The organism is Pseudomonas sp. SCT (assembly GCF_003864275.1).
GTDB classification, from domain to species: Bacteria; Pseudomonadota; Gammaproteobacteria; order Pseudomonadales; family Pseudomonadaceae; genus Stutzerimonas; species Stutzerimonas stutzeri_AE.
Map to the genome: position 1 here is coordinate 139,740 of NZ_BDJA01000003.1, position 24,567 is coordinate 164,306.

At 63.4% G+C, this 24,567-nt stretch carries 20 protein-coding genes and 1 riboswitch; of the genes, 18 read left to right on the top strand and 2 right to left on the bottom strand.

Translation table 11 applies throughout. The features are described from left to right. Positions 1-4 precede the first annotated feature (4 nt). The 5 genes from BHD08_RS23480 (at position 5) to BHD08_RS09140 (ending at position 4,092) form a co-directional block, all read left to right on the top strand. The gene (locus BHD08_RS23480; protein ID WP_375708246.1) at positions 5-481 is read left to right on the top strand and encodes a Bro-N domain-containing protein; all 477 of its coding nucleotides are present in this window, start codon (positions 5-7) and stop codon (positions 479-481) included. A 266-nt stretch (positions 482-747) separates the two neighbouring features. Beyond that, positions 748-999 (top strand): hypothetical protein, encoded by a 252-nt coding sequence (locus BHD08_RS22925; RefSeq protein ID WP_148098506.1) that lies wholly within the window; start codon positions 748-750, stop codon positions 997-999. A gap of 639 nt (positions 1,000-1,638) precedes the next feature. After that, on the top strand, positions 1,639-2,184 hold the full coding sequence (locus BHD08_RS09130; RefSeq protein WP_125021672.1) for a hypothetical protein: 546 nt from the start codon (positions 1,639-1,641) through the stop codon (positions 2,182-2,184). A gap of 471 nt (positions 2,185-2,655) precedes the next feature. Continuing rightward, positions 2,656-3,039: a hypothetical protein gene (locus BHD08_RS09135; RefSeq protein WP_125021674.1), complete on the top strand. Its 384-nt coding sequence runs from the start codon at positions 2,656-2,658 to the stop codon at positions 3,037-3,039. A gap of 24 nt (positions 3,040-3,063) precedes the next feature. After that, positions 3,064-4,092: a hypothetical protein gene (locus BHD08_RS09140; protein WP_125021677.1), complete on the top strand. Its 1,029-nt coding sequence runs from the start codon at positions 3,064-3,066 to the stop codon at positions 4,090-4,092. Between the two features lie 550 nt (positions 4,093-4,642). Here the strand turns inward: BHD08_RS09140 and BHD08_RS09145 are convergent. Further along, the gene (locus BHD08_RS09145; protein ID WP_125021679.1) at positions 4,643-5,248 is read right to left on the bottom strand and encodes an arylesterase; all 606 of its coding nucleotides are present in this window, start codon (positions 5,246-5,248) and stop codon (positions 4,643-4,645) included. A gap of 11 nt (positions 5,249-5,259) precedes the next feature. Between BHD08_RS09145 and BHD08_RS09150 the strand changes: the two genes are divergently transcribed. From BHD08_RS09150 to BHD08_RS09170, 5 genes are all read left to right on the top strand, one after another. Further along, positions 5,260-5,946 carry an ABC transporter ATP-binding protein gene (locus BHD08_RS09150; RefSeq protein WP_102825805.1) on the top strand — a complete coding sequence of 229 codons (687 nt, stop codon included), beginning with the start codon at positions 5,260-5,262 and terminating at the stop codon, positions 5,944-5,946. After that, positions 5,943-8,447 carry an ABC transporter permease gene (locus BHD08_RS09155; protein ID WP_125021681.1) on the top strand — a complete coding sequence of 835 codons (2,505 nt, stop codon included), beginning with the start codon at positions 5,943-5,945 and terminating at the stop codon, positions 8,445-8,447. Before BHD08_RS09150 ends, BHD08_RS09155 begins: the two co-directional genes overlap by 4 nt. Positions 8,448-8,486: 39 nt before the next feature. Beyond that, positions 8,487-8,984 (top strand): transcription elongation factor GreB, encoded by a 498-nt coding sequence (greB, locus tag BHD08_RS09160; protein ID WP_015277127.1) that lies wholly within the window; start codon positions 8,487-8,489, stop codon positions 8,982-8,984. A 310-nt stretch (positions 8,985-9,294) separates the two neighbouring features. Then, entirely contained in the window at positions 9,295-10,230 is a 936-nt protein-coding gene (locus BHD08_RS09165; RefSeq protein ID WP_125021683.1) for a triacylglycerol lipase, read from the top strand. Between the two features lie 65 nt (positions 10,231-10,295). Continuing rightward, positions 10,296-11,318 carry a lipase secretion chaperone gene (locus tag BHD08_RS09170; protein ID WP_125021685.1) on the top strand — a complete coding sequence of 341 codons (1,023 nt, stop codon included), beginning with the start codon at positions 10,296-10,298 and terminating at the stop codon, positions 11,316-11,318. On the opposite strand, the gene BHD08_RS09175 is transcribed toward BHD08_RS09170, so the two are convergent. After that, a complete protein-coding gene (locus tag BHD08_RS09175; RefSeq protein WP_015277130.1) occupies positions 11,315-12,730 on the bottom strand; it encodes a transglycosylase SLT domain-containing protein in 1,416 nt (471 codons plus the stop codon). The two genes, BHD08_RS09170 and BHD08_RS09175, sit on opposite strands and share 4 nt — an antisense overlap. A gap of 172 nt (positions 12,731-12,902) precedes the next feature. Between BHD08_RS09175 and BHD08_RS09180 the strand changes: the two genes are divergently transcribed. The 8 genes from BHD08_RS09180 to atzF all read left to right on the top strand — a co-directional run bounded on the left by BHD08_RS09180 (position 12,903) and on the right by atzF (position 24,442). Next, entirely contained in the window at positions 12,903-13,709 is an 807-nt protein-coding gene (locus BHD08_RS09180; protein WP_015277131.1) for a TatD family hydrolase, read from the top strand. A gap of 107 nt (positions 13,710-13,816) precedes the next feature. Next, a complete protein-coding gene (locus BHD08_RS09185; RefSeq protein WP_125021687.1) occupies positions 13,817-15,286 on the top strand; it encodes a methyl-accepting chemotaxis protein in 1,470 nt (489 codons plus the stop codon). A gap of 193 nt (positions 15,287-15,479) precedes the next feature. After that, positions 15,480-15,577, top strand: a riboswitch (guanidine-I (ykkC/yxkD leader). 129 nt (positions 15,578-15,706) lie between these two features. After that, complete coding sequence (locus BHD08_RS09190) at positions 15,707-16,522, top strand: ABC transporter permease (RefSeq protein WP_125021689.1); 816 nt, start codon at positions 15,707-15,709, stop codon at positions 16,520-16,522. Further along, positions 16,519-17,406 (top strand): ABC transporter ATP-binding protein, encoded by an 888-nt coding sequence (locus BHD08_RS09195; protein ID WP_256678642.1) that lies wholly within the window; start codon positions 16,519-16,521, stop codon positions 17,404-17,406. Before BHD08_RS09190 ends, BHD08_RS09195 begins: the two co-directional genes overlap by 4 nt. A 1-nt stretch (position 17,407) precedes the next feature. Continuing rightward, entirely contained in the window at positions 17,408-18,136 is a 729-nt protein-coding gene (locus BHD08_RS09200; RefSeq protein ID WP_125021691.1) for an urea amidolyase associated protein UAAP1, read from the top strand. Between the two features lie 11 nt (positions 18,137-18,147). After that, on the top strand, positions 18,148-18,783 hold the full coding sequence (locus BHD08_RS09205) for an urea amidolyase associated protein UAAP2 (RefSeq protein ID WP_015277136.1): 636 nt from the start codon (positions 18,148-18,150) through the stop codon (positions 18,781-18,783). A 158-nt stretch (positions 18,784-18,941) separates the two neighbouring features. Beyond that, positions 18,942-22,541, top strand: coding sequence for an urea carboxylase (uca, locus tag BHD08_RS09210; RefSeq protein WP_125021694.1), 3,600 nt, complete (start codon positions 18,942-18,944; stop codon positions 22,539-22,541). 98 nt (positions 22,542-22,639) lie between these two features. Beyond that, the gene (atzF, locus tag BHD08_RS09215; protein WP_125021696.1) at positions 22,640-24,442 is read left to right on the top strand and encodes an allophanate hydrolase; all 1,803 of its coding nucleotides are present in this window, start codon (positions 22,640-22,642) and stop codon (positions 24,440-24,442) included. The last annotated feature ends 125 nt before the right edge of the window (positions 24,443-24,567 follow it).

The following is a 24,567-nucleotide window of genomic DNA, read 5'->3' on the forward strand; positions in this document are numbered from 1 at the left end:
CCTCGTGGGTCACCCAGAGCATCCCTTGCTGTTCATCGCTACCCAGGTGGCACGAGCGGCTGGCCTAAAGGACCCTAAGTGGTCCACTCAGAACCATAAGAAAGCCGCTGGAACCCTGCGGGGGCGCGATGTTGAAGTCATGGCGGGGAATCTCCCTACTTTGGCTCCCCTTCGTAATGTTGGGACAAGGTGGCGAGACGCATGGCTGTTCCCTGAGTCTGTGGTCTACCAGATGCTCCTACGGGGCCACGCACCGGCCTCCGAGCCATTCCGCAAGTGGGTCACCGGGGTGGTCCTGCCATCCATCCGCAAGACCGGCAAGTTCGACGTAAATGAGGCCCAGGACCAGACCTCTCAGGACTTCGCTGGTCAGTTCGCAAAAACACTGGACTTAATCCGTAGTAGCCCTATGATGGCCCCGCTTTCGCCAGCTCCCTTGGTAAGAGCACCCAGGCCAAAGGCCACCGGGTCCCCAACGTAATGCAATGCAACGTAAGCACTCAATCCTAAGATTCCTCAGTAGGAGCTTCACGTATGCACACCGCTATTGCCGCACTCCCTCCGTTCCACCCTCGTGTCATCCAAGCCAGCTATAAGCCGCTCACTGCCGCATTTGTGCCTCGCTATGTCCAAGCCCTCAATCAAGACACAAGCCTTCCCAAGTCAAAGCTGACAGTCGAAGCCCTTGCCCGTAGCGTCCTAAAGCGGACCCTCCGCCTCCTCGTAGAGCATCAAGGGGTCGTCCCCGTGAGCGAGGCGCTGAGCTATCTAATGCTGGGCACCGCAAAGCAGCCGATCACAGACACCCAGGGAAAGACCGCCTGCCGCCTCCTTGAGCTGGTTATGGAGTGCTCAGAGTTGATCGTGACGAATTGCGAAGGGAACACGTTCAGCCTGCACCCTGAGTGGTCCCAGCGATTCTGTGAGCGGTACGAGAAGAAGGAGGCCAGCATTCTGGCGATGACTGCCCACTGGGATTCGCCAGCACCTCCTCTGTAGCCTTAGTGCCACGGGGCTCCCAAAAGCCCTCACTAATAGGAGAGGACACACGATGCCCCTCCTACCGCCAGTCCGCTGGCAACCCAATCGACTTCCCCAGAAGGACGCCAGCCAAAAGCTGAGCGCCAGGGGTGACCCTTTTGTTTCCACTGGCATGACCCGTTGCTGACTCAGCGTAGGGACCCAGAGCCGTGGACCCGGTAGTCGAGCCGGGGTGAGCTGCAAGTAAGCCGGGTGTGTCCCGGTCGTCCCTGGGAGGTGGTGGCCCCAGTGATGCTTGCAGACACACGGGTGGCATTAAGAACCTAAAGATTCTAAGGGATCATATTCTTATATCTTTTATCAATCTTTAACTCTAAGTGGTCTTTTGGTTATCCCTTGGACATTGAGTGTCCTTAGGTGGGGCCAGGTCTTGGCAGACCATGATCCCGACTACCTTCAGGGCAACCCAGAGTCACCCATTTAAAACCCTCACTGATAGGACACCCACCCAGGTTGTCCCCTCGCCCGTCGCTGGGCAGTCATCAATCCAGTCTTTCTGATAGCGCCTTTCATGCCACGCCGGTTCCCTTGTCTGGGGTCTGGATGACCGGCTGTGGGTGCGACCTGAAGGGCGCTACCAAAAGGAAAACAGACAAAATGAATATCGACATCAAGCACAAGCACGCTGGCCACCTGATCGTCATTGAGGGCCAAGCCTTCAAGGCGAACAATGCGGGCCAATGGGATTTGACGGACATCTGGCAGGCATTGAAGCTGCCCAAGGGCAAGGCTCCGGGACGCTGGCGCGGCAAGGACAAAGACCGCCTTTTGCAAAGCCAAAATTTGGACGTGCAAAACCTGGGTAAGACTGGCCATCGAATCTTAGCGACAAAACGGGCAACAATTGAGTATGCCGGCTGGGTCTCAGATGACTTCAAAGATATGGTTTTCGATGCCTTCGAGGCCGTCCTTGAGCGTCCCGAGGTCGCTGAGATAGTCGCTGAGGTGATGACCGATCTTGGCCGTAGCCATAGCGCCGCGATCCTCAAGCGCATGACCTTCAACGATAAGTGCGACTGGAAGGCCCTAAAGCGAGGCCCTCAGTCCCAGACCCCAGCCGCTAAGGCATACCGTCAGCGCAAGGCTCAGGAAGCCAAGCTGGCCGCACTGGGACGCCGTAACACCAACCGGGAGGGCTGCTAATGCGCTACCGCCTTGTTCCTGGCCCTGGGTGCCCCTCGGACCTCTGTGAGCGGCTCAATGCTGCCCTGAGTACACCCTGCGCCCGTCGTGTCTTCCATGCCGCCAAGAGCGCCTACCGAGCCGGGAAGGACCACTTCCAAGAGCGCTTCCTGGCGTACCTCACAGACAAGCAAAAGCTCCCCGCTGGTGAACTCGAAGCCATCCTTGAGCGTGCCTCCTTGGACTTCCGCCAAGCCATGCTTTTGCCTGTCATGTTCGATATGACTGCCCGCTGCGAACCAGTGAGCTGATCCACCTGCAACACCCTCAGCTCCCCACCTGAGGCCCAACTGCCCACCGCTGGGCATCTAACCGAAACCAAGAATCCATAGAGCAAACCCTCAGGGTCGGCGTGTTCACGTCTCCTTGTGTCTTGTCGCGCCTGCCGTGCGGACTGGGGGATTGCTCTATGGGATAGGAGACCTACCCAAAATGAACATCAACATCACAGCCGTAACTCCCGAGACCGCCAACGTGAACGGCCAAGAGCTGGCCCGTAGCTACGTTGAGTCGATCCTGCTGCCCCTGATGGTGGCCTCTAAAGGCCAGAACCATGCAGCGGTCATCAAGGTAGCTGAGGCGTTCGATAACGCTGGGCTGAGCCTTGAGGCGACCACTGAGGCATCCCGAATCTATCGGGGCCACTTGCTCGAACAGCAGCGGGAAAAGGAGCGCCTGCAAGCTGAGGCCCGCGCTAACGCTGAGCGATGCCGTGAGCCGTCCCGCCAAGAGCTTGCCGACTACCACGCAGAGAAGGAACGCAAGGCCCGCGAGATTCGTGAGCACTTCGCCCGTGTCCGCACCCAGCGCGCCTAAACATCAAAAGGAGTTACCCAGACAATGAAACCTTTCCAGTACAAGAAACCCGATAGCGTCTACACCCAGAGCATCACCACGGCGCACGGCCAGACTGCTACCCAGGCCACCTTCCACACCTCAGACATCCGAGCGGACCACATGGCGGCTACTGACCCGGCGGTCTATGCCCAGGCTATGTATGAGGCCGCAGACGAGCACCTTAATGGTGAGGAGTGGCGGGAGAACATGAACACCGCTTTTCCCTCCGAGGTTCGCCCCTTCGGTTCCCAGCCGACTGCGCCTCAGGTCGCCTTAATGGAGGACCGCTCCGTTACCTTCGATCCCCGCCAGACCTACGATGGTCGCACCGTGGGCAAGGGCTCCGCTTCGGCTGGCTCGCTGGTCTCCATGGAGGCCCCAGAGGTCGGCATCCTGGTATCGGGGCGTGTGTCGATCTTCGATCACACCGTCATGTTTGGCTTCACTGAGCGCAGCATGACCCAGACCGGAGAGAAGCTCCTGGGAGACCTTGAGCTAACCCTGGCCGGTAAGATCGCTGAGAGCCTCGAAGGGCAACCCTCGGTCACTACGGCTTATGCCGGTTCGCTGAGCGGCTCCCCCGCTGCCCAAGCTGAGGACCTGCTGGACATCCTGGCGACCCACCTCGACACCTACTGGGGTCGGGATGTCTCTGAGTTCGGAGTGTTGATCCCCGTGGGCCTTCGTCCAATGCTCAACCGTGCCGCCCAACGGGCTGGCCTTGAGGACATTGATGAGCTGGTGGGGACCCGTGTTCAGGTTTACAGCGGTGATGACCGTGGAATCTTCTTGGTTCCCAAGGCATTCGCCCTGCTGTCCTTCCGTGAGGACCAGAACGGTGATGTCTGGCGTATTGAGCTGAGCCGCAACGCTTCGACTCAGAGCTGGGACCTTGAGGTCTCCGCTGTGGTAGACGTGATGGCCACTGCGATGGTTGAGGTGAAGCTGGGTGGTGCCGAATGGGAGACCACTACGGTAGCCCTTCCGATCATCAAACAGCTATTGCTCAGCGATGCCCCAGCGGCTCCGTAAGGCACCGCTTACCGTCATTAAGGAATGAGCCCTGGGTGATCCCTGGGGCCGTCCTACCAACCAGACCACATGCCGACAACTGGCGGTCAATTGGTTCCTCTTTCTTTGAGGATCAGTTTTTAAGCTCCTTGGCCTTCGGGTCTTGGGGCTTCTTTTTGCAATACTTGAGTAAAGCAGTAGGACATACCTTGGGAAAGCTACAGGCTGTTTACTGGGTACTGGTCGTTTTTTCCTTGGTTGTCGCACCGGCCCTACGGGTGGCCTTTAAGAATCTGGGGGAAAAATCTGAGACCCCATCTAATAAAGAAAAACGTGGGTAAAACCCCCGTGCCCCCAGCGGATTTATGCCCTGGGGAATCTTTAGAAAAAGCCCGACTGGGAAAATAAATGTCACCTCAAAAAACAATTCTGTCCCGCTGGGAATCGAAGGCCCTTTTCCGAGTGAGGCACCTTGAGGGGGGGGGTGTTAGAACTCTGTTCAATCACTGTTAGACATTCGAGGCGTCGGGCCGCTACGCTTGGCACCTCTCACTGATACCTTACGGTTGAATCAGAGCAGCGGTTCGAGGGCTGGCCAGACGTTCTCAAGGAGGACTGGCTGGGCTTCAGCGGTTGGGTGGACGCCATCACCCTGCATCATGGAAGGCACGCCAGCAGCGCCCTCCAGCACGAAAGGCACCAAAGCAGCGCCGGTCTCTTGGGCAACTTTGGGGAACACTTCGGCGAATGCTGTCGTGTAGCGCTGACCGTAATTAGGCGGCAGGCGCATCCCCAAAATGAGCACCTTGGCCCCTGCCTCCTGGGACTTCCGAACCATACCCGCAAGATTCTGTTTCAATTGCATCGGCGACTGACCGCGCAGGCCATCGTTGCCCCCTAGCTCGAGAATCACCACCTCAGGCGCATGCTCATCGAGCAACGGGTCGAGCCGTGCGAGCCCGCCAGCCGTGGTGTCGCCGCTGATCGACGCGTTCACAACGCGTACCGATTTGCCCTCCTCAACCAGTCGTTGCTGCAGCAGATGCACCCAGCCCTGGCTGGTTTCCAGCCCGAAAGCGGCGCTGATACTATCGCCGACCACCAGCACGGTTCCGGCCAGCGCTCCCTGAGCCCAGCACAGCAGAACCAGAGCCCCGCACTTCAGCCAACTACGCATCGGATCCCCTCATGAGCGGCAACATTCTCGACGCCCGGAACCTTAACAAAGTGGTACCCAGCGCGGAAGGCGAGCTGAGCATCCTGGCCGACCTCTCGCTTCAGCTGGCCAAGGGCGACAGCCTTGCGATCGTCGGCACCTCCGGCTCTGGCAAATCCACTCTGCTGGGCCTGCTGGCAGGACTGGATCTGCCCAGTTCTGGTGAAGTGCACCTGGCCGGCCACGCGCTTGCGGCATTGGATGAAGACCAGCGGGCACGAGTACGCGCCGAACACGTCGGTTTCGTCTTCCAGTCTTTCCAGCTGCTGGACAGTCTGAACGCCCTGGAAAACGTCATGCTGCCACTGGAGCTGGACGGCCGCCGCGATGCGCGCGAGCGGGCAACCGAATTGCTGGCCCGGGTCGGGCTGGGCGAACGCCTGCATCACTATCCGCGCCAACTCTCGGGCGGCGAACAGCAACGTGTCGCGCTAGCCCGCGCGTTTGCCGCCGAGCCGGACGTACTGTTTGCCGACGAGCCGACCGGTAACCTCGATACCCATACCGGTGCGCACGTCACCGAGCTGCTGTTCGAGCTCAACCGTGAGCGTGGTACCACGCTGGTGCTGGTGACACACGATGAACGTCTGGCCAAGCGCTGCCATCGGATGATTCGCCTCGAAGGCGGACGGCAGATTGCTGCCGAGACAGCCGAATGATGCGCATGCCCAAAGCCCGCCTGCTCGCCCTGGCTTATCGCCAGCTGCTGCGTGACGCCCGAGCGGGCGAGCTGCGCGTGCTGTTCTTTGCCCTTGTGGTGGCGGTCGCTGCAAGCACCGCGATCGGTTATTTCGGCGCACGTCTGAACGATGCGATGCTGCTGCGTGCCAGCGAGTTCCTCGGCGCCGACATGGTACTGAGCGGAAGCGCGCCCGCCTCGCCGGAGCAGATCGAAGCCGGCAAGCAGCTGGACCTCGATCACGCACAGGTTGTCGAGTTCTCCAGCGTTATCGCGACCGAGCAGGATCTGCAGCTTGCCAGCGTCAAGGCAGCCAGCAGCAGCTATCCGCTGCGAGGCACGCTGCGTAGTGCAGCGCAACCTTACGAGGCCGAACAACCAGGCCCGGGCCCTGCGCCCGGCGAAGCCTGGGCCGAAGCGCGGCTGTTTGCGGCCTTGGACCTGCAGATCGGCGACAACATAGAGGTCGGCAGCAAACTGCTGCGCCTGACCCGTGTGTTGACCTACGAGCCGGATCGCGTCGGCGACTTCTATAGCCTGACACCGCGCGTGCTGATGCATCTGGACGATCTGGAAGCAACGGGCGTCGTGCAGCCCGGCAGCCGCGTCCGCTATCGTGAGCTGTGGCGCGGAGAGGCGACGGGCCTGGCGGCCTATCAGCAATCGATCCAGGCCGAATTGCAGGCACACCAGCGCATCGAAACGGCCAATGACAGCAATCGACAGATCGGTGGTGCGCTTGGCCGCGCGGAGCGTTACCTGAACCTGGCCAGCCTCGCCGCGATCCTCCTGGCTGGCGTCGCGGTCGCCCTCTCCGCTGCCCGCTTCGCCACGCGCCGCTTCGACGCCAGCGCACTGCTGCGCTGCCTGGGATTGTCACGCAATGACGCCCTGCTCTTATACACGCTGCAACTTGCCATGCTCGGCCTGTTGGCCAGCCTGGCAGGTGCCCTGCTTGGCTGGGCAGCGCAGCACGGACTGTTCTTTCTTCTGCGCGACCTGCTGGCGCAGGAGATTCCGCCCGGTGGCGTCTGGCCTGCTGCAGCGGGCATTGCCACTGGTCTGGTAGCGCTGACCGGCTTCGCCCTGCCGCCATTGGCTGCCCTGGGTCGTGTGCCGCCGCTCCGCGTGCTGCGCCGCGACATGCTGCCCGTACCGCCGAGTGCCTGGCTGGTGTACGGCACCGCGATCTTCGCCCTCGGCCTGATCATGTGGCGCCTGAGCCTCGATCTGAAGATCACGCTGGCACTGCTTGGCGGCGGCCTGCTCGCCACGCTGCTGCTGGGCGGCTTGCTACTGCTCGGCCTGAAGGGGATGCGACGCCTGTTGGCCGGAGCCTCGTTGAGCTGGCGTCTCGGGCTTGGGCAACTGTTGCGCCACCCATTGGCCGCAGCCGGACAAGCCCTTGCCTTCGGCCTGATCCTACTGGCTATGGCATTGATCGCCCTGCTACGTGGCGAGCTGCTCGACACCTGGCAGGACCAGCTCCCCGACAACGCACCCAATCACTTCGTGCTCAACGTGCTTCCCGCGGAGAAGAATGCCTTTGCCGAGCGTATCGAGGCGCTTTCCAGTCACGCCGCCCCCTTGTATCCGGTGGTGCCGGGCCGGCTTATTTCCATCAACGACGAGCCGGTCCGCCAGTTGGTCAGCAAGGAATCTCAGGGCGAACGCGCGATCCGCCGAGACCTGAGCCTGACCTGGGCGGCCGACCTGCCGAAGGACAACCACCTGGTTGCCGGGCAGTGGTGGGCCGAGCGGAAGGCGACGGACGTTCCCGGCGTATCCGTCGAGGCCGAACTCGCCGAAAGCCTGCAATTGAAACTTGGTGATCGCCTTTCGTTCACCATCGGCGGGCTGACCCGCGAAGCCAGCGTCACCAGCCTGCGCGAGGTCAACTGGGACAGTTTCCAGCCAAACTTCTACATGATTTTCGAGCCCGACACGCTCGAGGGAATGCCCGCGACCTACATGACCAGCTTTCACCTGCCGCCCGGCAAGGAGCGCGAACTGGTGGAGCTGGCTCGCGCGTTCCCCTCGGTCACGCTGTTGCAGGTCGAGGCGCTGCTGGCTCAGTTGCGCAGCATTCTTGCGCAGGTGTCGCTGGCGGTGGAGTACGTGCTGCTGTTCGTCCTCGCGGCCGGACTGGCGGTTCTGTTCGCCGGCCTGCAGGCAACGCTGGATGAACGCATTCGCCAGGGCGCGCTGCTGCGGGCCCTCGGTGCGGAACGTCGACTCCTGCTACGCGCGCGTCGCGCCGAGTTCGGCCTGCTGGGCGCCGCCAGTGGCCTGCTGGCCGCGCTCGGTTGCGAGCTGGTTAGCGCTCTGCTTTATCACTACGCATTCGACTTGCGCTGGCAGCCGCATCCCTGGTTGTTGGTATTGCCTCTGATCGGCGCCTTGCTGGTGGGTGGTGCCGGGCTGATCGGTACACGCCGGGCACTCAATGCCAGCCCGCTGACCGTACTGCGCGAGAGCTGAAGCGCTACAATCGGCGCTTTTCAAAAGGTCTCGAAGCCCATGAGCCGCTATCGCCCGCCCCGCCCAGCCGGCACGCCGCTGATCACACCCGAAGGCGAAGCCCGGCTGCGCGCCGAGCTGCACGAACTCTGGCACGTCAAACGTCCGCAGGTTACCCAGTCAGTCAGCGAAGCGGCGGCACAGGGCGATCGTTCGGAGAACGCCGAATACACCTATGGCAAGAAGATGCTGCGCGAAATCGACAGTCGTGTACGTTTTCTGACCAAGCGATTGGAAAAGCTAAAGGTCGTCAGCGAGCGCCCAAGCGATCCAAACAAGGTGTATTTCGGCGCCTGGGTGACGCTGGAGGATGAAGACGGTGAAGAGGCCCGCTATCGAATCGTCGGCCCCGATGAACTCGACCTGCGCCAAGGGTTGATCAGCATCGACTCTCCGCTCGCGCGTGCTTTGGTGGGTAAAACGCTTGATGCGGAGGTTCAGGTGCAGACGCCTACTGGCAACAAACTCTGGTACGTAGTGGCCATCGACTACCCATGACCACACAGTCAAACCTAGAATATAAAGTCACGATTTGCAGCGATCATGCCGCGTAAATCCAGCAATAATCGATAAAAAGCGCGACCATCACCTTCCAACCCACTTCAGCGTTTCGCTTGGTAACAGCCGCGCCGCGCTGCGTTGATCTCATCGCGACATCACTCTTTCCAGACTCCGCCAGCTAGAGCGCCACAGGCGCAACGCGGTGGTTCTGGCACGAATGCTGCGCTAGCCCATGCGCAGTACGCGCCCCGCGCGGTGAACGGCAACGGACTGCCCACAGCCCGATTCACATTCGAAGAGTGCGTCCATGAACAAGAACAAAACCTTGCTCGCCCTCTGTCTCGGTAGCGCCCTGGCGCTAACCGGTCAGGCTTATGCTGCTTCTGGCAGCGGCTACACCGCTACGAAGTATCCGATCGTGCTTGCCCACGGCATGCTCGGCTTCGACAGTCTGCTCGGCATCGACTACTGGTATGGCATTCCGAAAGCATTACGCCGGGACGGTGCCCAGGTCTATGTGACGGAAGTCAGCCAACTCAATACCTCCGAGCTGCGCGGCGAAGAGCTGCTGGCGCAGGTGGAGGAGATCGTCGCGATCAGCGGCAAACCGAAGGTCAACCTGATCGGCCACAGCCACGGCGGCCCTACGGTGCGCTATGTCGCCGGCGTTCGACCGGACCTGATTGCCTCGGTAACCAGTGTCGGCGCGCCGCATAAAGGCTCGGACGTGGCCGACCTGATCCGCAAGATTCCTGAGGGGTCTTCCGGCGAGGCGATTGTCGCCGGGCTGGTGAACGCCATGGGCACGTTCATCAACTTCCTTTCCGGCAGCTCCAGCAGCGCTCCGCAGGATGCGCTGGGCTCACTGGAATCGCTCAACAGTGAAGGTGCTGCCCGCTTCAATGCCAAGTTCCCCCAAGGCATTCCAACGACCGCCTGCGGCGAGGGGGCCTACAAGGTCAACGGTGTGCACTACTACTCGTGGAGCGGCACCAGCCCACTGACCAATGCGCTGGATATCAGTGACGCCATGATGGGTGCTGGCTCACTGGCCTTCAGCGGGCCCAACGATGGTCTGGTCGGACGCTGCAGCTCGCATCTGGGCATGGTGATCCGCGACAACTACCGCATGAATCACCTGGACGAGGTCAACCAGTTCATGGGCCTGACCAGCCTGTTCGAAACCGATCCGGTCAGCGTCTATCGCCAGCACGCGAATCGAATGAAGAACGCAGGTCTGTAGCCCTTCATCCACTCATGTACCAAGGCCGGGATCGATGACCCCGGCCTTCACCGCTGGGCACTTTCATGAGCCGATACATTCTTTTGTTGGTACTGGCCGCTGGGCTAAGCCTGACCATCATCCTGAGCCGATCCGCCACCGCACCGACTCCAGTCGCCCAGCAATCCCCTCCTGCTCTGTCAGCGCCCTCGGCAAGCGTCACGCCGGTCGGCCAAGCAGCGGTGAGCAAACCGCAGCCGCAGGTTTCGGCCAGGTTACCCACGTCATTCCAGGGCACCCAGGTCGATGGCCAATTGCGAGTGGACGCTGCGGGCAACCTCATCGTCGGTGCCGAGATCCGCCAGCTTTTCGATTACTTTCTAGCAGCGATCGGCGAGGAGCCGCTCAAGAACAGCATCGAGCGGTTGCGCCGCCACATCATCGAAGAACTGGCGGAGCCCGCCCGCGGCCAGGCACTGTCAGTTCTCAACCAATATCTGAGCTACAAGCGGCAACTACTTGAATTGGAAGCCTCTTATGCCCGCGCACCGGACCTGGCGGCATTGCGTCAACGGCTGCATGCAGTACAGGCGTTACGCGCACGCGTGCTCGATCCCGCCGTCCACCAAGCCTTCTTTGCACTCGATGAGGCCTATGATCGTTTCAGCCTGGAGCGTCTGGCGATTCGCTTCGATTCCGGATTGGACAGTGACGCCAAGGGCCGCGCCGTCGATCAGTTACGTGCCGGACTGCCGGCTGAGCTGCAGGAGTTGTTGATGCCACAGCTGCAGACCGAGCTGCGCGAGCAGACCAATGCACTCGTGCAAAGCGGCGCCGGGCCTGAGCAAGTCCGGCAGCTACGGCAACAGCTGGTAGGCAGCGCTGCAGCCGACAGGCTCGATGCACTGGACCGCCAGCGCCAGCAGTGGCAGCAGCGCGTCACGACCTACCAGCAGGCACGGGCGAACATCGAGGCCACTCGCGGCTTGGACGACGTCGAGCGGCAAGCCGCCATCGAACGACTGGAGGAGCAGCATTTCAACGCCAGCGAGCGCCTGCGCCTGCTCGCCGTCGCTCAGCAGAAACAAGTTGGTGACGCGGAACGCTAGTTGGCCGCGGTCTTGCGGTCAGCCTCCAGCAGATAGCGCTCGCGGTGGTAGGCCAGGTAGTACTTGTTGACGCTGTTGACGTAGCCCACCACACCCATGCCGACGGTTTCCATGGCGATACGCTCAACCTGAAAGAACCACTGGTCCGGATTGAGGCCGCGTCGACGGGCCTCGGCGCGCATGCTCTGCACCCGCTGCGGCCCGAGGTTGTATGCCGCGAGAATGAAGGCCATGCGCTCACGCTCGTTCAACCGCGGGCTGGCGAAATGGTTGCGACGGATATTCGCCAGGTACTTCGCGCTGGCCTGCACATTATTGTCCAGCTGTTGAATGTTGCTTACGCCCATCGCGCGGGCTGTGGCGGGCGTTACCTGCATCAGCCCGGTCGCGCCGCCGGCTCCCTTCGCAGCCGGATTCAGCGTGGACTCCTTGAATGCCAGCGCAGCAAGGTTCAGCCAATCCAGTTCGATCTGCTCGGCGTAGCGCTGCAGGGTTGGCCTAACCTTTTCCAGACGCTGCCGACCAAGCCGATCAAGGGGATATTGCACCTTGTAAAGACGCCGGTAGACGCGTTCGAAAGCCGCATCCTGGTTAGCCGGCAAGGCAAAATCCTTGAGAAAGCGGTCCGCGCTAGCCCGCAGCATGCTGGCGTCCTTGCGTACGAACCAGTGCATGCTGGCCTTGTCGCCCAGACTCAGGTTCTGCTCGATACGCAGTTTCGGCATCACCTTGGCCCAGCGCTGCGCAATGGTCTGCTCGACCACGGTCGCCGGGTAGACACCAGCCTGCACCATCTCCAGCACATCTTCGACCGCCAGCGTCGGATCGACCCATTCGACTACGATGGGCGCCAGCTTGCGCTCCATGAGCTGCTTGTTCAGCCGCGCCAATGCCGGCCCCGCGGCGCTACCCGGCGGCAAGGCAAGGCTGCGACCGGAGAGCTGTTCCAGACGCTGATAGCGCGGCCCACCTTGGCGGCCGACCAGCACCAGCGACACGTCGCGAACCACCGGCCTACTGCGACTGATGCCTTTCATGCCGGCGAGCGGCAGCAGTTCACCGGGTGCAACCAGATCGCCTTCGCCGCGCTGCAGCGCGCCGAGCAACTGATCCTTGGCTTTGGGAATGATCTTGAGGGTGATCGACTTTCCGGAGGCGGCATCGCGATTCAGGTGTTGCTCGAACGCGCGCAGCCGCGCGTACTCGACCCCGATCGCCTCGCCCTTGATCTCACCGGAGCTGTTACGGCTCTGGTTGACCAGCACCCGCAACACGCCACTGCGGCGAATTTCGGCCAGATCACGTACCTTGTCGGTCGATTGCCAGACCTCCGGCCCGGCCACACGCGCGCTCGCCAACCCCGGCAGGAAAGCCAGCAGCAGGCAGAACAGAAGTGGCAGCAATCGTGGCATCGAGAACGCACCGGTCTGAAGACGCAGAGAACGCTAACGCGGTGCTCCCTGCCCGCAAAGGTGGCAAAGCCTCTCACAGGTCGCGCATTTGCGCCAGTTTCGGCTCTAAAGGCGGTTTAGATATATCCTGTATCTTATTGATTTAAGTAGGCTTTATGTTTTCGAGGTCTTCATGCAACTGATCGACATCGGGGTCAACCTGACTCATCCAACGTTTGCCGCCAATCCGGCCGCGGTGGTCGAGCGTGCCAAGGCGGCAGGCGTGGTGCAGATGGTGCTTACCGGAACCAGCCTTGCTGAAAGCGAAGCGGCCCTCGGGCTCTGTCGGGAACTGGATGAATCCGGCCAACGGCTGTTCAGCACCGCTGGGGTGCATCCACACGATGCCAGCCAGTGGTCGACCGACAGCGCCGGCCAGTTGCGCGGTCTGCTGCGCGAACCGCCGGTGCGTGCGGTTGGCGAATGCGGCCTGGACTTCAATCGCGATTTCTCACCCCGGCCGCAGCAGGAGCGTGCACTGGAAGAACAGTTGCAGCTGGCCGTCGAGCTACAGCTTCCAGTCTTCCTCCACGAGCGCGATGCCAGCGAGCGCCTCGCGGCTATCCTGCGACCGTTCCGCGACCACCTTAAAGCCGCTGTGGTGCACTGCTTCACTGGCGAGAAGGCGGCGCTGTATGCCTATCTCGATCTTGACCTGCATATCGGCATTACTGGCTGGATCTGCGACGAGCGCCGCGGCACGCACCTGCACCCGCTGGTGAGAGACATTCCCGAGGGGCGGCTGATGCTGGAAAGCGACGCCCCCTACCTGCTGCCTCGCAGCCTGCGGCCGAAGCCCAAAAGCGGCCAGAACGAACCGGCCTATCTGCCGGAAGTCCTGCGCGAAGTCGCGCAGCATCGTGGCGAAAGCGCTGATCAACTGGCTGAACACACGACCCGCTGCGCCCGCTCGTTCTTCGGCCTGCCTGACCTCGACTGATTCGCAAAATCTGCTCAAGCTCTGCGAACCGCGGCCGTTAATTGTTAGTCGCGCCGCAGAGCGCTTTTGCCGCGCTCCGGCAACCTCCTAATAGAAGAAGAGCAGTCATGGCCGTCTGGATTCGCGATCTGTCGCTCAAGTACAAATTCTGGGCACTCAACATGGTGACCTTCGTCATCGCCTTGTTGCTGGTGCTCTATGCCGTGCAGTTGGAACAAACCGCCCGCAGGGCCGACGCCCAGCTGGCTGCGCAGGCGCGCGCTTCGCTGCTGGCCGCCTGGCCGGATTCCGCTGCGCTGCCGCAAGCGCCGGATCTGCTGCTGTTCCAGGCAAGCCAGCGCGCGTCGATCGAGGGCAAGCCAGTGGCCGACAGAGGTTGGACCGCCCTCACACACGACCGCCTGTTCGCCAATAATCCAGTGGTCGGAACGCAGGTTGTTCCGCGCGGCGATGGCTCCAGCCTTGCGGTACTGGCGCGCACGCCGAGCGTGATGCAAGTGCTGGGACAGCACTTTTTCAGCTACGCCACCGCAGTCGCCGTGCTGATGCTTGGTCTGCTCGCCGCCTCCCAGCTGCTGATCCGCTTTCTGCTAAGCCACCTCAACACGCTCAAGGACGTCATGCTGCATGTCGAGCGCAGCGGCGATCTGCAGGCACGGGTACCGCTGGACAGCCGCGACGAAGTCGGCCAGATGGCCAGCGCGTTCAATGCCATGCAGGGCGGCTATCAGCGCGTGGTCAGCACCGTTGCCCAGGCCGCAGCCCGTCTGGACGAAGGTGCCAGCCGCCTCGCCACGAGCATGAACGACGTGCACAAGGGCATGCGCGGGCAACAGGGCGAAACCGATCAGGCAGCGACCGCCATCAACGAGATGAGCGCCACGGTGCATCAGATCGCCGAGCATGCGCGCGAAACCCGCGATCAGTCGCAAAATGCCGACCGCCTGGCCGGCGACGGCCATCGGGTGGTCGGCCGGGTGGAGAAATCCATTTCCAGCCTGTCCCAGGGCGTGCAGCAGACCGGTGAGATGATCGAGCAGCTGGCTGCCGACAGCCAGAGGATCAACGGCGTGGTCAATGTGATCCATAGCATTGCCGAACAGACCAACCTGCTGGCGCTCAATGCCGCCATCGAAGCAGCCCGCGCTGGTGAACAGGGTCGCGGTTTCGCGGTGGTCGCCGATGAGGTGCGCAACCTGGCCAAGCGCGTGCAGGATTCCACCGACGAGATCACCCAGATGATCTCCGGCCTGCAGTCGATGACCCGCGACGCCGTGGAGTTCATGCAGGAAAGCTCGCTCAAGGCCGACGACTGCGTGCGTGAAGCCCATGACGCAGCGCAGGCGCTGGAGGCCATCGCCGATGCGGTCGCGCAGATGCGTGAAAGCAACACGCAGATCGCCGTGGCGGCCGAACAGCAAAGCCAGGTAGCCGAGGAGCTCAACCGCTCGGTTACCGGCATTCGCGACGTCACCGAGCGCACGGTGGAGCAGACCGTCAGCTCCGCCAGCACCAGCGCCGAGCTGGCAGCGCTTTCCGCTGACCTCAGTCGCGCCATTGGCCAGCTCAAGCTCTGAGCCGCTCCTCGCCGCCGCGTTGAATGCCACAACGCGGCGCGCGCTCGAAAAGCATGCATCACATCCCGGCAACGCCCCATGACGGGGCGGCCACCGTCCAACGCCCCTTCTCCAGCCCCTACCATGCGCGATTGTCGTGCGTTGGCATCGCTCTTGCTTTGCTGACAGGGCAGGCCAAGCTGCTGCAAAATTCGAAATAGCCGACTAGGGTTCCGACTCGCCTGCGAGTGACTGGTCCGAGAGTTGGCGACCTCCAGTGAGGTTACACGGCGGGATAAAAGCCCGGGAGAACAGCGTGATTGCACGCAGCTCCTGCGCTATCTCAAACACTGGAGGGTTTGCCATGTGCCCGTTCGAATCGGCTCTGCCGTTCACCGCCCTGCCCGTTCTCAAGGCCGTCGCAAACCGGGGCGCCTGCCCATGCGCCTGATCAATCGCTCACCCAGTCGCAGCGGCTGGCTCGCCCTGGCCATATTGCCCTTCGCGCTGCTGCTGGCGCTGTACCTGACCAGCTCCACCCAACGCCTGGAACTGAACCCCAACGACAAGCTGCTGCCCAGCTTCGGCCAGATGAGCGCCGCCGTCGAACGCCTCGCTTTCACCCCTGACAAACGCTCCGGCGACTATCTGTTCTGGCAGGACACCGCCTCCAGCCTCAAGCGCCTCGGTATCGGCCTGGCCATCGCGGCAGTCGCCGGCCTATGCCTGGGTATTGCCGCCGGCACTCTGCCGCTGTTTAGCGCGCCGCTTTCGCCGCTGCTCACGATGCTTTCGATGGTGCCGCCACTGGCCATCCTGCCGATTTTGTTCATCGTGTTCGGCCTGGGCGAGCTGTCCAAGGTGATGCTGATCGTCATCGGCATCACCCCAATCCTGGCGCGCGACCTCGAGCAGCGTGCTCGCGAAGTCCCCCGCGAGCTGCTGATCAAGGCGCAGACCCTCGGCGCCAACACCTGGACGCTGATCCTGCGCCTGGTCCTGCCGCAGCTGCTGCCGCGCCTGCTGATCAGCCTGCGCCTGGTGCTCGGCTCGGCCTGGCTGTTCCTCATCGCCGCCGAGGCCATCGCCTCCACGGACGGGCTCGGCTACCGCATCTTCCTCGTGCGCCGCTACATGGCGATGGACGTGATCCTGCCCTACGTCGCCTGGATCACCCTGCTGGCCTGGGCCATGGATTACCTGCTGCGGCGCCTGACCCAGCTGCTGTTCCCCTGGTACGAAGGAGCCAAGGCATGAGCGCCAAACAAAGCGGAGTCGTCACCAGCGAGGCCTTGGCAAATCTTGTGCACAACGCGCGTGAAAATCACACTGCGGACACTTCCACACCATTCATTCAGGTCAAGAATGTCTGGCAGGAATACGGCGACCAGGTGGTGCTGGAGCGACTGAACCTGAACATCGCCGAAGGCGAGTTCTGCACCCTGGTTGGTGCATCCGGTTGCGGCAAATCGACCTTCCTGCGCCTGCTGCTCGGCCAGGAAGCGCCCAGCCGTGGTGAGATCCTGCTCGATGGCCAGCCACTGGCCAACGAACCGGATGCCAGCCGCGGCGTGGTCTTCCAGCGCTACTCGGTCTTTCCGCACCTGACGGTGCTGGACAACGTCGCCCTCGGCCTGGAGCTGCCGCGCACCCCGCTGCTTGGCCGCCTGTTCGGGCGCCACAAACGCGAAGCACGCGAGCAGGCTGCGCAGATGCTGCACAAGGTCGGCCTCGGCCATGCGCTGGACAAGTACCCGGCGCAGCTGTCCGGCGGCATGCAACAGCGCCTCGCCATTGCCCAGGCGCTGATCATGAAGCCGCGCGTGCTGTTGCTGGACGAACCCTTCGGCGCCCTCGACCCCGGTATTCGCAAGGACATGCACGCGCTGCTGCTGGAGCTGTGGCGGGAAACCCGACTGACGGTGTTCATGGTCACCCATGACCTCTCGGAAGGCTTCACCCTCGGCAGCCGCATCCTGGTCTTCGACAAGCCGCGCATCGATCCCCATGCACCGGGCGCCTATGGCGCGCGAGTGACCTACGACATTCCGCTGCACGAGGGCCGCCACGCTCCCGGCGCGTCCGCAGGCCTGCCGGCCGCCCTCGCCGACACTTTTCGCACTGCCTACCAAGGAGCCTGACATGAGCGCTTCACTCGCGATCCGCCCCACGCTGTACGAGGAAACTGTTCCCGGCGGCGGCCACACCTCCTTCGTTCTCAAGCGCGGCCAACTGCTGCGCCTGACCGATCTCGAAGGCGGCGCCAACGTCAGCGTCATGCTGCTCAACGCCAATGAAAAGAGCGAACGCCTCAACCTGCCGGACACGCTCAAGGGCCAGCACACCGCCAAGCTCAGCGCCGGGCATTGCCTCTATTCGGACATGGGCCGCGTGCTCGCCGCCATCACCGCCGATACCTGCGGCTGGCACGACAGCTTCGGCGGCGTGCTCAACGCTGAAGAGGTGACCGAAAAGTACGGCGAAGGACGCTACCAGGAACTGCGCAACGGCTTCTTCCGCAATGGCACGGACAACCTGCTGGTAGAAATGGGCAAGTGGGACCTGAACCTGCAGGACCTCTTGATGGTGCTCAATCTGTTCAGCCGGGTGGACGTCGATGCCGACGGCGCTTTCGCCTTTCAGCCCGGCAACAGCCAGCCCGGCGACTACGTCGAGCTGTACGCACCAATGGACACCCTGGTGATCCTCACCGCGCTACAGCATCCGCTGGACCCGACTCCCGACTACGCGCCAAAACCGGTGCAGCTCAGCTGGCACAGCGTCGCCAGCGACGGCATCAGTGTGCTCTGCCGCACCTCGCGACCAGAGAATGGCCGCGCCTTCCATAACACCGAACGGCTGTACGTCTGAGGAGTGCCGAGATGACGATCATTGCAAGCAACCTGCACCCTGAAACCGCCGTGTTCCGCCACGAAATCCCTGCTGGCGAGCCGTATCTGTTCGAAGTGAAGGCCGGCCAGACCCTGCGCCTGCTCGATCTCGAAGGCAACCAGGCGGTGGATACGCTGTTCTTCAGCGCGAGGAATCCGCGCGAGCGCTACGACCCGCAACGCACCCTGCGCAAGCAGAACCGCGTCTACCTCACCACCGGCACGGTGCTCTATTCGAACCTTGGTAATCCGCTGCTGACCATCGTCGCCGACACCTGCGGTCGCCACGACACCCTCGGCGGCGCCTGCGCCCAGGAAAGCAACGTGGTGCGCTATGCGCTGGACAAGCGCTACATGCACAGCTGCCGCGATAACTTCCTGCGCGCCAGCCTGCACGACGGCCGCCTGAGCAAGCGTGACATCGGCGCCAACATCAACTTCTTCATGAACGTACCGGTGACGCCCGAGGGTGGGCTGACCTTTGCCGACGGCATTTCCGCGCCAGGCAAGTACGTGGAGCTTAAAGCGGAGCAGGACGTAATCGTGCTGATCTCCAACTGCCCGCAGCTGAACAACCCTTGCAATGGCTGGAACCCGACCCCGGCCGAGGTGCTGGTGTGGGACTGATGCCGCTGTTGCGACGCCACTTGCTGCCGCTGCTGCAGGCGCGCGCCGGGCAGCGGCCCAAGTTGCCGGCAGCGAAGAAACCCTCTCCAACCACGGACGGCCGTGGCGCAGATGAATAAAGGCGGGACGGCCCGCCAGCCCTTCGAGGGTTACTGAAGATGTTCGACAAACTCCTGATTGCCAACCGCGGCGCCATTGCCTGCCGCATCCTGCGTACGCTGCGCGGCCTGGATGTGAAAAGTGTGGCCGTCTACTCCGAGGCCGACGCCGCCAGCCTGCATATCCAGCAGGCCGACGAGGCCCACAGCCTGGGCGAAGGCCCGGCAGCCCAGACCTATCTGGTGGTGGAGAAGATTCTCCGCATCGCCCGGGAAACCGGCGCAAGCGCCATCCACCCCGGCTACGGTTTCCTTTCCGAAAACGCCGCCTTTGCCGAAGCCTGTGAAGCCGCCGGCATAGCCTTTGTCGGCCCGACGCCAGAACAGCTGCGGGTGTTTGGCCTGAAGCACACCGCCCGCGCCCTGGCCAAACAACGCGGCGTACCGATGCTGGAGGGCACTGAGCTGCTGGAGACTCTCGATGCGGCACTGGTCGCCGCCGAGCAGGTCGGCTACCCGGTGATGCTGAAAAGCACCGCCGGCGGTGGCGGTATCGGCATGCGCGTGTGCCGCTCGGCGGCTGAACTGGCCGAGGCCTTCGACGCGGTCAAGCGCCTGGGGCAGAACAACTTCAGCGACGCCGGCGTGTTCATCGAGAAGTACATCGAGCGCGCCCGCCATCTGGAAGTGCAGGTGTTCGGCGATGGTGCCGGCAACGTCATCGCCCTCGGCGTGCGCGACTGCTCGGTGCAGCGGCGCAACCAGAAGGTGCTGGAGGAAACTCCGGCACCGAACCTGCCGGCCGGCATGGCCGAGGCACTGTGCGAAGCGGCTATCACGCTGGCCAAGGCGGTCGACTACCGCAGCGCCGGCACGGTCGAGTTCGTCTACGACGCCGAGGCCGAGCAGTTCTATTTCCTCGAGGTGAACACCCGCCTGCAGGTCGAGCATGGCGTTACCGAGCAGGTCTGGGGCGTCGATCTGGTGCGCTGGATGATCGAGCTGGCGGCTGGCGATCTACCCCCACTGGCCGAGCTGGCGAGAACGCTGGAGCCGTCGGGCCATTCGATCCAGGCGCGCCTGTATGCCGAAGACCCGGGCCGGGATTTTCAGCCCAGCCCCGGCCTGCTCACCGTCGTGGATTTTCCCAAGGGCGACGGCAAAGCCCTGCGTATCGACACCTGGGTCGAGGCTGGTTGCGAGATCCCGCCCTATTTCGACCCGATGGTCGCCAAGCTGATCACTTGGGCGCCAGATCGCGAGAGCGCCCGGGCCGCGCTGGATACCGCGCTGGACGAAACCCTGCTCTACGGCGTGGAAAGCAATCGCGCCTACCTGCGCCAGATCCTCGGCTATGCGCCGTTCGCCGAAGGCAGACCCTGGACCCGCTGCCTGGAAGGCCTGACCTATAGAGCCACTACCTTCGAAGTGATCAGCGCCGGCACCCAGACCACCGTGCAGGACTTTCCTGGCCGCCTCGGTTACTGGGCTGTCGGCGTGCCTCCTTCCGGCCCGATGGACAACCGCGCGCTGCGCATGGGCAATGCACTGCTGGGTAATCCGGAGGATGCAGCCGGCCTGGAAATCACCATGAGCGGGCCGATCCTGCGCTTCAACACCGATGCGGTGGTGGCAATTACCGGCGCGGAGATCCCGGTGAAGCTGGATGATGCCCCGCAACCCATGTGCACGGCGATTCTGGTCAAGGCCGGCAGCACCCTCGCCATCGGCACCATCGTCGGGGCCGGTGCGCGCAGCTATCTCGCCGTGCGCGGCGGGTTGCAGGTGCCGGACTATCTCGGCAGCAAGAGCACCTTCACCCTCGGCCAGTTCGGCGGCCACGCCGGCCGCGCCTTGCGTGCCGGCGACGTGCTGCACCTCGCCCCGCTCACTGACAGCGACTGCGGCGCGAGCCTGCCGGCTGCGCTGTGCAGCGCCCTGCCGGCGGTCCGCGAGCTGCGGGTGATCTACGGCCCGCACGGCGCGCCGGAGTATTTCACCGAGGGCTATATCCAGACCTTCTTCGCCACCGACTGGGAAGTGCACTTCAACTCCAGCCGCACCGGCGTGCGCCTGATCGGACCCAAGCCCGAGTGGGTGCGCGAGAGCGGCGGCGAGGCCGGCCTGCACCCGTCGAACATCCACGACAACCCCTACGCCATCGGCGCGGTGGACTTCACCGGCGACATGCCGGTGATCCTCGGCCCGGATGGCCCGAGCCTGGGCGGCTTCGTCTGCCCGGTGACCATCATCGAGGCCGATCTCTGGCAGCTCGGCCAGCTCAAGGCCGGCGACAGAGTGCGTTTCGTACCGGTGGACGTGGCTAGCGCACGCGAGCTGGCCAAGGCAGCCAACATCGAGTGCGCCCGTCTTGCCGCCGCGCCGGTGCCGTGCGTGCCGGTGGCGCTGCAATCGCCCATCGTGCTGGATATCGGCGAGGCTGATACGCACCTGGTCGCGCGCCTCTCCGGCGACACCCACCTCCTGCTGGAAATCGGCCAACCGGAGTTGGACCTGGTGCTGCGCTTCCGTGGCCATGCGCTGATGCAGGCGCTGGAGGCCAAGCAGCTCGACGGCGTCGTTGATCTCACCCCCGGCATCCGCTCCCTGCAGGTGCACTACCAGCCGGAAACACTGGCGTTGCAGACGCTGCTCGACATCGTCGCCGGTGACTGGGACGCCGTGTGCGCCGCGCAGGATCTGAAGGTGCCATCGCGCATCGTCCATCTGCCGCTGTCCTGGGACGACCCGGCCTGCACGCTTGCCATCGAGAAGTACATGACCACGGTGCGCAAGGACGCGCCCTGGTGCCCGAGCAACCTGGAGTTCATCCGCCGCATCAACGACCTGCCGGACCTCGATGAGGTGTACCGCACGGTCTTCGAGGCCAGCTATCTGGTGATGGGCCTGGGCGACGTCTATCTCGGCGCGCCGGTTGCCACGCCGCTGGACCCACGCCATCGGCTGGTCACCACCAAGTACAACCCGGCGCGCACCTGGACCGCGGAAAACTCGGTCGGTATTGGTGGTGCCTACATGTGCGTCTACGGCATGGAAGGCCCAGGCGGCTACCAGTTCGTCGGCCGCACCCTGCAGATGTGGAACCGCTACCGCACGGTCGAGGCGTTCGGTGGCCAGCCGTGGTTGCTGCGTTTCTTCGACCAAATCCGCTTCTATCCGGTCTCGGCAGAGCAGCTGTTGAAGATCCGCCGCGACTTCCCGCTGGGGCGCTACCCGCTGAAGATCGAGCAGACCGTGCTTCGCCTGTCGGACTACCAGGACTTTCTCGCCGCCGAGGCCGAAGGCATCGACGCCTTCCGCCGCCAGCAGCGCGCCGCGTTCGATGCCGAGCGCCAGCGCTGGATCGCGTCCGGCCAGGCGCATTTCGAGAGCGAGGAAGTCGCTGCCGACCTCGGCGAAGATGCTCCGCTCGGCAGCGGACTGCACGGCATCGAAAGTCATATCGCCGGCAACCTCTGGCAGGTGTCGGTGGCCGAAGGCGCGCGGGTCGAGGCCGGCGACGTACTGGTGATCCTCGAGAGCATGAAGATGGAAATCCCGCTCACCGCACCGGTCGCCGGGGTGGTGAAAGAGGTCCGCGCCCAGCCCGGCTCGCCGGTGCGCGCCGGCCAGCGAGTGGTGGTGATCGAGGAGGCGTGAGCCCGAAGCAACCGTATCCACCAACCGGCCCACCGGGCCGGCAACAAACATCGCGGTGGAAAAGGCTTCGCCGTTTTCCACCCTACGAGGGACATGAGATGACCACGACATTCGACCTGCGCCTGGCCACACTGCGCGCCGCCTATACCGCCGGTGAAATGACCCCGCGCCAACTGATCCTTGCCCTGCGCGCCAAGGCTGCCAAGCTGAACGGCGAATTCAATGCCTTTATCCACCTGCTGAGTGCCGAGGAACTCGAGCCCTACCTGGCCGCGCTGGAAACCAAGACGCCCGCCGAGCTACCGCTCTACGGCATCCCCTTCGCCATCAAGGACAATATCGACCTGGCCGGCGTGCACACCACCGCCGCCTGTCCAGCGTTCGTCTACACGCCCGAAGTCAGCGCCACCATCGTCGAGCAGCTGATCGCACTCGGCGCGGTGCCGCTGGGCAAGACCAACCTCGATCAGTTCGCCACCGGCCTCAACGGCACCCGCTCGCCCTATGGCGAATGCCGCAACTCCGTGCACCCGGACTACCCCTCCGGCGGCTCCAGCGCCGGTTCATCGCTCGCCGTGGCGCTGGGGCTGGCAAGTTTCGCCCTGGGTACCGATACCGCTGGCTCTGGCCGGGTGCCGGCGGCGCTGAACAACCTTATTGGACTGAAGGCGAGCAAGGGGCTGATCTCCACCGCCGGGGTGGTGCCCGCCTGCCGCACGCTGGATTGCGTGACCTTCTTCACCGCCACAGCGGCCGAAGCCAGTCAGCTGCTGGCACTCACCGCCAGGCTCGATCCACGTGACGAATACAGCCGCGCCAATCCACTGTGGAATGACGGCTCGGCTTTTGGTCAGGTGAAATCCTTCCGCTTCGGCGTGCCATCGCAGCTGGAATTTCTCGGCTGCGCGGAAGGCCCGGCATTGTTCGCCGCCACCATCGAACAGCTGAAAGCCATTGGCGGCGAGCCGGTGGATGTGGACTTCGCACCCTTCCTCGAAGCCGCGCGATTGCTCTATGAAGGCCCCTGGGTTGCCGAACGCTACAGCGTCGCCGGCGAGCTGATCGAACACCAGCCCGACGCCGTGCTACCGGTGATAAAGGCGGTGCTGGAAAAGGCACCCGGCACCACCGCCGTGCAGCTGTTCCAGGCTCAGTACCGTCTACAACAGCTCAAGGCCATCTGCGACCGGATCATGGCCGAAGTCGATTGCGTGCTGACGCCCGCCTACCCGCGCCCGGTGACACTCGCCGAGCTTCACGCCGAGCCGGTCAAGCGCAACTCGGACCTGGGCTACTACACCAACTTCATGAACATGCTGGACTACGCCGCCGTGGCGGTGCCGGCGGGTGTGATGCGCAACGGCCTGCCCTGGGGCGTGACCCTGTTCGGCCGGGTGTTCACTGACCAGTACCTGTTGAGCCTGGCCGACGCGCTGCAGCGGCAACATGGCATCGCGCTAACCGGCGGCCAATCGATCACCTCGCCCGCTCCGCAAAACCCGGCGCGCAACGACCGTGCCCGTGTAGTGGTCTGCGGCGCGCATCTGGACGGGCTGCCGCTGAACTGGCAACTCAGGCAGCGCGGCGGACGGCTGCTGGAAACCACCCGCAGCTCGCCGGACTACAAGCTCTACGCCCTGGCCGGCGGGCCGCCGCTGCGCCCTGGCATGGTTCGCGTCGCCGAAGGCGGAGCGGCCGTCGAGGTTGAAGTCTGGGAGCTGCCGAGCCTGGAGCTCGGCTCCTTTCTCACCGGCATTCCGGCACCGCTCGGTCTGGGCAAGGTGCAGCTGGCCGATGGTCGCTGGGAGACGGGGTTCATCTGCGAGCCCTACGGCCTGCAGGGCGCCCAGGACATCACCGAGCTGGGCAGCTGGCGCACCTATCTGAAAAGCCGTGGCTAAACGGCGGCAGCACACGGGGCGCCACGGTGGCATGCAACCAGCAGTCCCGGCGCCTTACCCAACCCTGCAATAACCGCTATAGCCATTCCGTCGCATCGCCGGAACATCCCCGTTCCGGCCGACCT